This is a genomic window from Clostridium sp. BL-8 (genome assembly GCF_002006495.1).
GTDB lineage: Bacteria > Bacillota > Clostridia > Clostridiales > Clostridiaceae > Clostridium.
On the sequence record NZ_LZZL01000141.1, the window covers coordinates 1 to 8,778 of the forward strand.

9 protein-coding genes are annotated in these 8,778 nt (G+C 28.5%); all 9 read right to left on the reverse strand.

Translation table 11 applies throughout. From position 1 onward, the window contains the following. Positions 1–359: 359 nt before the first annotated feature. The 9 genes from CLOBL_RS25805 to CLOBL_RS28775 all read right to left on the reverse strand — a co-directional run bounded on the left by CLOBL_RS25805 (position 360) and on the right by CLOBL_RS28775 (position 8,335). Entirely contained in the window at positions 360–2,417 is a 2,058-nt protein-coding gene (locus tag CLOBL_RS25805; protein ID WP_077861616.1) for a M13 family metallopeptidase, read from the reverse strand. A 215-nt stretch (positions 2,418–2,632) separates the two neighbouring features. Then, a complete protein-coding gene (locus CLOBL_RS25810; RefSeq protein ID WP_077861617.1) occupies positions 2,633–2,842 on the reverse strand; it encodes a DUF350 domain-containing protein in 210 nt (69 codons plus the stop codon). A gap of 23 nt (positions 2,843–2,865) precedes the next feature. After that, positions 2,866–5,322 carry a glutathionylspermidine synthase family protein gene (locus CLOBL_RS25815; RefSeq protein WP_077861618.1) on the reverse strand — a complete coding sequence of 819 codons (2,457 nt, stop codon included), beginning with the start codon at positions 5,320–5,322 and terminating at the stop codon, positions 2,866–2,868. Between the two features lie 41 nt (positions 5,323–5,363). Further along, positions 5,364–5,660 (reverse strand): hypothetical protein, encoded by a 297-nt coding sequence (locus CLOBL_RS25820; protein WP_009168067.1) that lies wholly within the window; start codon positions 5,658–5,660, stop codon positions 5,364–5,366. Next, positions 5,660–6,289: a normocyte-binding protein gene (locus CLOBL_RS25825; RefSeq protein ID WP_077861619.1), complete on the reverse strand. Its 630-nt coding sequence runs from the start codon at positions 6,287–6,289 to the stop codon at positions 5,660–5,662. Before CLOBL_RS25825 ends, CLOBL_RS25820 begins: the two co-directional genes overlap by 1 nt. A 7-nt stretch (positions 6,290–6,296) precedes the next feature. Next, positions 6,297–6,680 carry a hypothetical protein gene (locus CLOBL_RS25830; RefSeq protein ID WP_077861620.1) on the reverse strand — a complete coding sequence of 128 codons (384 nt, stop codon included), beginning with the start codon at positions 6,678–6,680 and terminating at the stop codon, positions 6,297–6,299. A gap of 248 nt (positions 6,681–6,928) precedes the next feature. Further along, the gene (locus CLOBL_RS25835; RefSeq protein ID WP_077861621.1) at positions 6,929–7,678 is read right to left on the reverse strand and encodes an SDR family oxidoreductase; all 750 of its coding nucleotides are present in this window, start codon (positions 7,676–7,678) and stop codon (positions 6,929–6,931) included. 64 nt (positions 7,679–7,742) lie between these two features. Continuing rightward, positions 7,743–8,201 (reverse strand): Crp/Fnr family transcriptional regulator, encoded by a 459-nt coding sequence (locus tag CLOBL_RS25840; RefSeq protein WP_242953929.1) that lies wholly within the window; start codon positions 8,199–8,201, stop codon positions 7,743–7,745. Beyond that, a complete protein-coding gene (locus tag CLOBL_RS28775; protein ID WP_242953930.1) occupies positions 8,198–8,335 on the reverse strand; it encodes a hypothetical protein in 138 nt (45 codons plus the stop codon). Before CLOBL_RS28775 ends, CLOBL_RS25840 begins: the two co-directional genes overlap by 4 nt. Positions 8,336–8,778 lie beyond the last annotated feature (443 nt).

The window sequence follows — 8,778 nt, forward strand, 5'->3', positions numbered from 1 at the left end:
ATTGCTGGTTTACTTAAATGTACTTATTATTTTCTGTTCAATTTTCAAAGATCTTGTTGCCCTCAAGCAACTCATTTAGTTTATCATTTAGTTGAATTAATGTCAACATCTTTTTTTGATGTTTTTTCATTTTTTATCAACTCTCGCGACAACAAAACTTATTATATCACCATATCTATCATCCTATTCTAATTTATTAGCATTTTTTTATAAATATTCCTTACTTCCTTCATTTTACTCATTATTACTCAATTATATACAAAGTGATACACTAGGATATGTTTAATTAGTATTTTTGATCTTATCCTAAGTATCACTTCTATTTTTATTAGATTTCAATTAATATTTTCATTTATTTTTTACCATATCCCTACTCTTTCTTCAGGCTTTACGTACATTTCATCGCCTTCTTTTATATTATAAGTTTTATAAAAATCTTCAAATTGTGATAATACTACATTAACCCTAACTTTCTTGGGAGCATGTGAATCATTATTTAATAGATACTCCTTTAGTTCTTTAGTTGAGACTTCCCTCCAAATTGTTGCATAATTTTCAAATAAAGCTTTTAAATCTGGATTTTCTGTCTTCTTTGCAATATCTAAAACGCATGCTATGCCTCCCAAATCACTTATATTTTCCCCTACTGTCAAAAAGCCATTTACGTGTTTTCCATCATTTATTTCTATATTAGAGTAATAGTCTACTATTTTCTTGCTTCTACTAATAAATTCCTCATAATCATTCTCATTCCACCAATTTTTTAGTTTCCCATTTTCATCAAATTGAGCTCCTGTATTGTCAAAGGCATGAGTAAGTTCATGACCAATAACGGCACCAATTCCTCCAAGATTTTTTTCTTTACTTGCATTTTTATCATAAAATGGTGACTGTAATATTCCCGCCGGAAATACAATCTCATTATTCAATGCGTTGTAATAAGCGTTTACTGCACAAGCTCCCATATTCCACTCACTTTTGTTAACAGGCTTATCTAACTTTGAAAATTGTCTCTTGCTTTGTGACATATAAATATTCATCACATTGTCTACTAATGAACCACCTTCATCATAAGAATTCACTTCTACATCACTATAATCATTCCATTCTTCAGGATAACCTATTTTTACATTAACATGTTCTAACTTGCTCAGTGCTTTCTTCTTTGTTGCTTTACTCATCCATGTATTATTTTTTAATCTCTTTTCAAAATTTTTTATTATTTCCTTAGACATATTTTCCACATCATCTTTAGATTCTTTGTCAAAATACTTATTTACATATAACTTACTTATAATTTCATTTAATTGGCAGCTTACAAATTTAACTCCGCATCCTTCATTTAAATCAGTAGGCTCTACTCCATAGAATATTCTTCTTAATTCGTCGCAGGCCTCTCGATGCTGCATTGTCAAAAGACTATCTGTATTGAGTAATATACTTGTTTTCAAATATCTCTTCATATTCTCTATGTTTTTTTCTGTTATAAATGAATTCACTAATCTCAGTTCCTCTGGATTTTCTACTATCACCTTATTAGCTTTATTTATATTTAAGTTGCTTAGCATCTTAGAAAAGTTTATATTGGGTACTAATTTATCTAACTCTTTAACTGTATACACATTATATGATTTTAAGACTCTGTCTTCGTCTTTAGCATCTTCTTCATAAGATGGTATCATCTGCGCTACATTCTTTTCCATGTTATAAAAAGTCTGAGCACTATTTTTTGCCTCTTCTTCGCTTTCTCCATACAATGTATGTAATTTAGTCAAATAATTAATGTACGCATCCTTTATCTTTTTCCCGTTTTCACTATTGTCCTTATAATAAAAAGAATTACCTAAACCAAGATTACTGCGTGATACATATAAAACATTTGTATTACTGTCTTTATAATCCGGTCCAACTCCAAGATTAATTAGAGGTTGAAAGTATGAAAATTCATTGTTTCCTAATATATCTTTTAACTTTTCTATGCTTTCTATTTCATTAACCATATTAATATATTTTTTTATTGGTTTTACACCCAGTTCATTTCTCTTTTGTATATTCAAATAGTTATTATATAAATTTAAAGCCTTTATCTCGTCATCATTTTTGTTATATTTATCTTTATTCTTTTGTATATCTAGTATTATGGTTAGCATGTCATCATTTACCTTTCCACATACTTCTTCAAAAGTTCCATACGAAATGTATCCATCTTGAAGTTTTGTACTCAATAGCCATTCTTTATTTACTGCATTATAAAAGTCGTCTTGTACTCTTATATCCTTACTACGTTCTACATTACTTTTATTCGCCACTCCTATTGCTTTAAACTCAAAGCTATATGCAGTATTATTTAAAGACATTGATATACACAAAATAAATACTATTATTGCTGAAATTTTCTTTAGTACATTCTTTCTCATACTTTTCCTCCTTATCTCATTAAATTCACACTATATTCTCTATAAATCAATACGTTTCCACTTGGCTTAGAAAAAGTGTCTAATACTATTATTTAATTTATTGCTATAAATAATACGTACTTTTGAAATAAAAAAACTACCTTTAATTTTTATCTTTAAAGGTAGTTTTCTTTTACTAATTTTCTTATTCTTTTATGTTTCAGTAGCGGAATCATCTAGGATACAACTCCTGCAATTATAATGCCAATAGCAATCATAAAACCAGCTATAACAATAGCCATAGCAACATTTTTCTCCTTTAGTTCCTGATTGAAGTCAATTTTAGTTAAAACCTTATCAAAAAACCAATATCCAAAAATTAAAAGTATAATTCCTATTAATCCAAAGATAATGCTTGATACAATATTATTGAGAATACCATTCATAAAAATTATCTCCTTTCTTAATTTTACTTAATATATGTAGGCATATATATAGCATTTTTATTAGTTATAAAATCACCCATTCTAGTATATATTCCAGATGGCTTATCATCTGTTACATATACTCCTATCACAGGAAACTGATATTTACTATATTCTTTTATTGTTGAATACACCTCTATATTTAAAGGCCTAGTATTTATTCTATTTTGAAATATAACATCATTTAAGCTGCTATTTTGGGAATAACTCAATGTAATTCCAGAACCTTCTCTCGATAAATATGGCTTGGCTACATAATCAGGTGAAAGCTTATTATCGGGTTCTAAACATGTATATGGTATATACCTTAAAATAAATTTTTCCTCATCTTCTGTAAAAAATTCTTTCCCTATTAATTCATAAATCACCGCAAAAAACGCTTTAGATTGAGTTATTAACGTATGCGCTGGATTTATTAAATAATCTCCAGAATTTAAAATTTCAATTGTATGTCGCATTTTTTCATCATAATAAAACCAATCTAAAGGATAATGCCTGTAAATAGCATCAATTTCTTTTCCATAAAGATAAAGTTTATTGTTCTTAGCCTTCAAATCATATATATTTCCAAAAGTAATATCATACTGTTGCAGTTCCTTTAATATTTCAGCAATTAAGTTACTTGTATATATATCTTCATAATACCATGAAGTCACGACTCCTATATTTTTCACTTTTTTATATTGTTTAAATTCTTCTAATATATGTGAAAATACATCTTTTATTTTATTCCTAAAATTTTCATTAGGATCAGCATATTTAATTTTTAATTCTTTACTGACTACAGAGTTTACACCAATAGCTTCAACTAAACCCGCTGGGGTTTCTGAATTGAACTCTAAAATTTTTAATTCTCCATTATTATCAATAACAAAATCTATTCTTCCTAATGCACAAAGAACAGAAGTGCATGAAATAGAAGTTAACTTATAAAGCTCTTCCGGTATTCCAAGTATAGGTCCCAAAAGTTCTATGTTTTTTTGTACATATGGATACATTCTTTTTAATATCGCACAAAACTTATGACTTGCAAAAAGCATTTCCTTATAAATACTTTCATCTATAATCAATGAATCTAAGGAAATATACTCATTATAATTTGTATATGCTCCTGTAAAATCATATTTAAAGGTGATCTCTTCTATTAATTTATCCCAAACTTTCTTTCTATTATTTCCTTTGAATTTTTCTATATAAATTGGTATATCTTTAACTCCTAATGGACACATCCATGTGTAGTTATCATTAGTCAAAAAATCGCTGCTCCACCTAACTAAAAATCCTTGAACCTTATCCTTTATTAAGTAAACACCAAAATTTCCAAAGGCTAAAGTAGGAATATTCATATTAAAATCGCTTGGAGCATAAGTATAGTCTTCTTTTATATTAATTAAGTTTTGCTTTACATGTATTTTCGGGCTTTCTAATATAATTTTTATCTGCTTTTCCCACGTCTCTTGCGTATACATCTTCCCAATGTATACTTCTTGGCTATATCTTCCTAAGGAAGACTTGATAACATAATTATCTTTATTTTTTATTACCTCATCAATGTGATTTGCTTCTAATATTTCCGTATAAGGTATACATTTGCAAATAACTTCCTTATCCCTTAAAGAGAGAAGCTTAGAATCTTTCTTCACCAAATCCCATAAATAAGCAAGGAAGCCTTTTGCTTGAATAGCAATAATTCTTGGGTCATTAATTAGAAATAACTTTCCTTTATCAACGCACTCTAAAATTTCGTTTATATTTGTAATTTCAGAGAAGAATTCAGTAGGAAACAGCCTTAAAATTACAGTTAACTTAATAGTTGAATATCCATAAACATATCCATCTTTAACAGACAAATTAATAGGACCTACCTGTACAATATTAATATTTGTATTCTTTAATATATATTTAAAGTAAAAGCTGTGATGAAATTCTTCATAATGACATGGATCCATCAAAAATCCCACATTTATTTTTTCTTTAGCTCCTGAATACTTAAAGCAGATTTCTATCAGCTCACTTATTAAAGTATCAATAAATTTACAATTTAAATTTCCTTCAAAATTATTCTTTCCTGCTAAATGTATTTCTTTTTGCCCACAAGGTTTATCATAATTGAACTCAGCAAAATAAATATTATTATCAATATCTATAAATGTATCATATCTTGTCCAAAACATTGGTGAAACTGGGCACTTTAAATCAAATATCTTTTCTTTAAGAATAAAGTTATCAAAATAGTTTAATGCTTCCTTATGATTTCCTTTAATTTCATTTAATATCCCTAATGAAATTCTATTTATTTCTTCACTATAAAATATCATCTTCTCATAGGTAACTTTATCAAAATAGAAAGGTATCTGTGAATGAACATGCTCTTCTCCTAATGAACTAACCATATAGTTATTAAATAAAACATCCTCAGTATATTTAAGTTGTTTTTCCATAGCATTATTCACTCCTTTAATTAATCTTTATACTATAAGAATTAACTTGATGAGCTTCCTCCTATTGATCCCGAGTATCCTGATGTCTTTCCCCCACTTGATCCATCACTTATTGAAGATTTTCCACTTGACGAACCTCCACCATAGCTATGCCATCCCCCAGAATATCCGCCACCGCCCCCAGAACTGTTATTTTCTTGATCGTCATCATCATCTTTTGGATTCGCATTATAACAACCTCCAAGTCCAATAGGGCTGCCAACTGCGAATGCTGCTGCCACTGCTATTGATAATGCTCTCTTTTTGTTTTCCTTTAATATTTTTCTAATGTCTCTCACTATATCATCACCCTTATTATTTCTACCCTTATATCTTTTTCTATATAATTTACGTATTCTTTTAAATCTTCCTTTATCTCATCCTTAGTTAAAATAGTTACCTTGTTATATCTCATTTCTTTTAGCATTTCAACATAGGGAAGATCATCCTCCCCTATGCCATATTGATTATTCAGCTTGTCTGTTAAATCTTCATTTTTTAAATTATTATCATACCTATCATAAGGAATTAACATAACAAATTTCTTTGGATTTATTTTTTTTAGTTTTAATCCATTATTTATCAACTTACTAATACTATCCTTATTCCCAATTATCCCAAATGGATGAAATAGAAGATTAACATTTAAAATAGGTCTTATACAATAATCATTATTTAATACTAAGGCTAAATCCAAAATATCTTCTAATGGTAGGTCAACAATTAAGAAATTATCTTCATTACAATTTTTAATCACATCTTTTAATATAATTTCATTTAGTTCACTTATGTTTTCTTCCCTTAATGAAAAATCATCATATGTTTGCAGTGATACAAATGGTGCACTTCTTAAGAAACATCTAAATGGCCCTAAGTTTGATTTCCATGTTCTGTACAACATTCTCAAATCTACTTCTATTAAATTCATACAATGCCTACCTTTCGTATGTAACAGCATAAATACCATCTAATGATATGCACTGCTTGAACCCATCCTCAGTTATAAATACTACATGACTGTCCCCGCATTGATCTTCACATACTTCTCCTTTGAACGAAATTTCAGGTTCAGAATTTTGCCAAGAAGTAATATTTAAATACACGTTTATTTCCTTTGCATAAGATAAGAATCCATAAGGAAGCTTGTATATTACTGCAAAATTATTTTTCAGAGATAACATTTGTCTGTAACTTTTGTAATCTATAGTCGTATCAATCACAAAGACTCCATTGTATACAGAATTAACTTCTCCCTCGAGAGTCTCTGTAGGCTTGTCATCAAACCATTCTTCATAAGTTTTATAAACGTAAATATCCATTTTTACCTCACACTCGTTCTCTATGCTTCAATTAATAACAATATTATAATATATTTATCGCCAATTACATATTATACCTTATACTTCTTTGTTCAATTTTTAATTAGTTTAACTTTTAGCAATGCTTTGTTTTTTAACTTCACTTCCACATTACCATTCTCACTTATTCCTTTACAATTATACCACTATTTGTATTTCTCTTCATTTACTTTTATTTTAAAAACATATCTGTATAAAAAACTACGATATTAAATTTCTCGCTTCATTTTTGCAATAAATCTCATCTTTAACTTAATTGGAAACCATCTTGTTATTCGGTTTTTGAAACCTGGAATAATAATATCTTTATTTTTTATAAACTGTTTATAGGCATATGTCACAGCTGCTTCAGCAGTCATAGCATTTTGTGGTGTCTTTGTTCCTTCCTTCACAAAAAAATCCGTTTTTGTAGGACCAGGGCACAAAGCAGAAACTTGTACACCTCTTTTCTTTGCTTCATAACTAATTGCTCTGCTATAACTTAATACAAAGGCTTTGCTTGCACAATAAGTACTAGTATATGGTCCTGGCTGAAGAGCACCTATAGACGAAACATTTAAAATCCTGCCATTTCCACACTTATACATATCGGAAACAAATAATTTACATAGCTCTACAAGATTTATCGTATTTAATATCATCATGCTTTCATCACGTTCAAAATTTATTTTATCTGTCGGACCAGCTAATCCTATTCCTGCGTTATTTATAAGCACCGAAACCCTTAAATTATCTTCTTTAATCTTGTTATATAATTGTATTGCCGCTCCTATCTTTCCCATATCCTGCTGATATATTAATACATGTATATCAAACTCATTCTCTAATTTTTGTTTCGTCTTTTGCAATCTCTCATTGTTAGAAGAAACAATGACAATATTATATCCATCCTTAGCAAAACTCTTTGCAAATTCAAAGCCAATTCCGCTTGTCCCACCAGTAATCAATACATACTTCACATGCTACACTCCTTTCTTCTTATAAAATTATAGAAGAAAGAATTATTTCAGTAATTCACATAGGTTAATTTAAAGAATTATTTTTCATTTCTTTTCTTATTCTGCTCAAAGATGCTGGCCTGATCCCTATATAAGATGCAATACATTTAAGCTCAACTCTGTTATGTAGATTAGGATACTTTTTGCAAAATTCAATGTACTGTTCTTTTGCATTAAGCAAAGCTGAATTTTTAGCCTTACTTTCTAATCTTCTAACTATCTTTAAATAATAGTTAAAAATTAAGGACTTAATCACATCATCTTCGTTCATAATTCTATGTATAAATTCATATGAAAATTGAATACATGCACAATCCTCTAAACACTCAATAGTAAATGATGAAGGCTTTTCTATCCATAAACCTTCAGAAAAAAATATTTCATTCTCGCTGCTAAAACATTTTGTAACATCATTTCCCTGTTCATCGATATAATGGCCTCTAACTATACCAGAAATAATAAAATAGAGTCTTGTTGATCTCATTCCTTCCAACAATACAATACAATATGTTTAGCTGGAAATTCCACAAAGGAGGCTTCGCTATTAATCATATCAGCAATATCTTTACTTATCTTAACTCCAAGCCCTTTTTCCAAATACTCACTAGCATTAAACACTTCTATAAGCTCCTTATTCAATTACTATTTACAATTTAAGAATATAATATGATTTTATCTTTTTTGTCTTTAGGATAATATATTATTTTATTAAATTTTACCATATATATAAATACTCTTCCATAATGCCTAGTAACATTCTAATTATTATCTTTCCACAAGACAAAGTAACCCATTGTGCCACTCATAATTATTCTTTATAAATTAAAATAAGTAGTATCTCAAAAACTTTGCAAAATAAAAAAGCATTCTATCCAATAAGGACAAAATGTTATACTACCATAATATAAAACTGACTCTTTTAGGTACAGATATTACTTAATCCCCTGTTCTAAACAATCAAAACTATTTTAATTATAGATTAATTTCGATATAGAAATATAGTTATAATAAAAAAGATAGCCATATCAGCTATCTTTTATCTTACCTCGCAACGTCCTACT

Bases quoted from the DNA above. Each gene is read 5' to 3' on its own strand.
- CLOBL_RS25805 (WP_077861616.1), bottom strand. From the start codon at position 2,417: ATGAGAAAGAATGTACTAAAGAAAATTTCAGCAATAATAGTATTTATT.
- CLOBL_RS25810 (WP_077861617.1), bottom strand. From the start codon at position 2,842: ATGAATGGTATTCTCAATAATATTGTATCAAGCATTATCTTTGGATTA.
- CLOBL_RS25815 (WP_077861618.1), bottom strand. From the start codon at position 5,322: ATGGAAAAACAACTTAAATATACTGAGGATGTTTTATTTAATAACTAT.
- CLOBL_RS25825 (WP_077861619.1), bottom strand. From the start codon at position 6,289: ATGAATTTAATAGAAGTAGATTTGAGAATGTTGTACAGAACATGGAAA.
- CLOBL_RS25830 (WP_077861620.1), bottom strand. From the start codon at position 6,680: ATGGATATTTACGTTTATAAAACTTATGAAGAATGGTTTGATGACAAG.
- CLOBL_RS25840 (WP_242953929.1), bottom strand. From the start codon at position 8,201: ATGAGATCAACAAGACTCTATTTTATTATTTCTGGTATAGTTAGAGGC.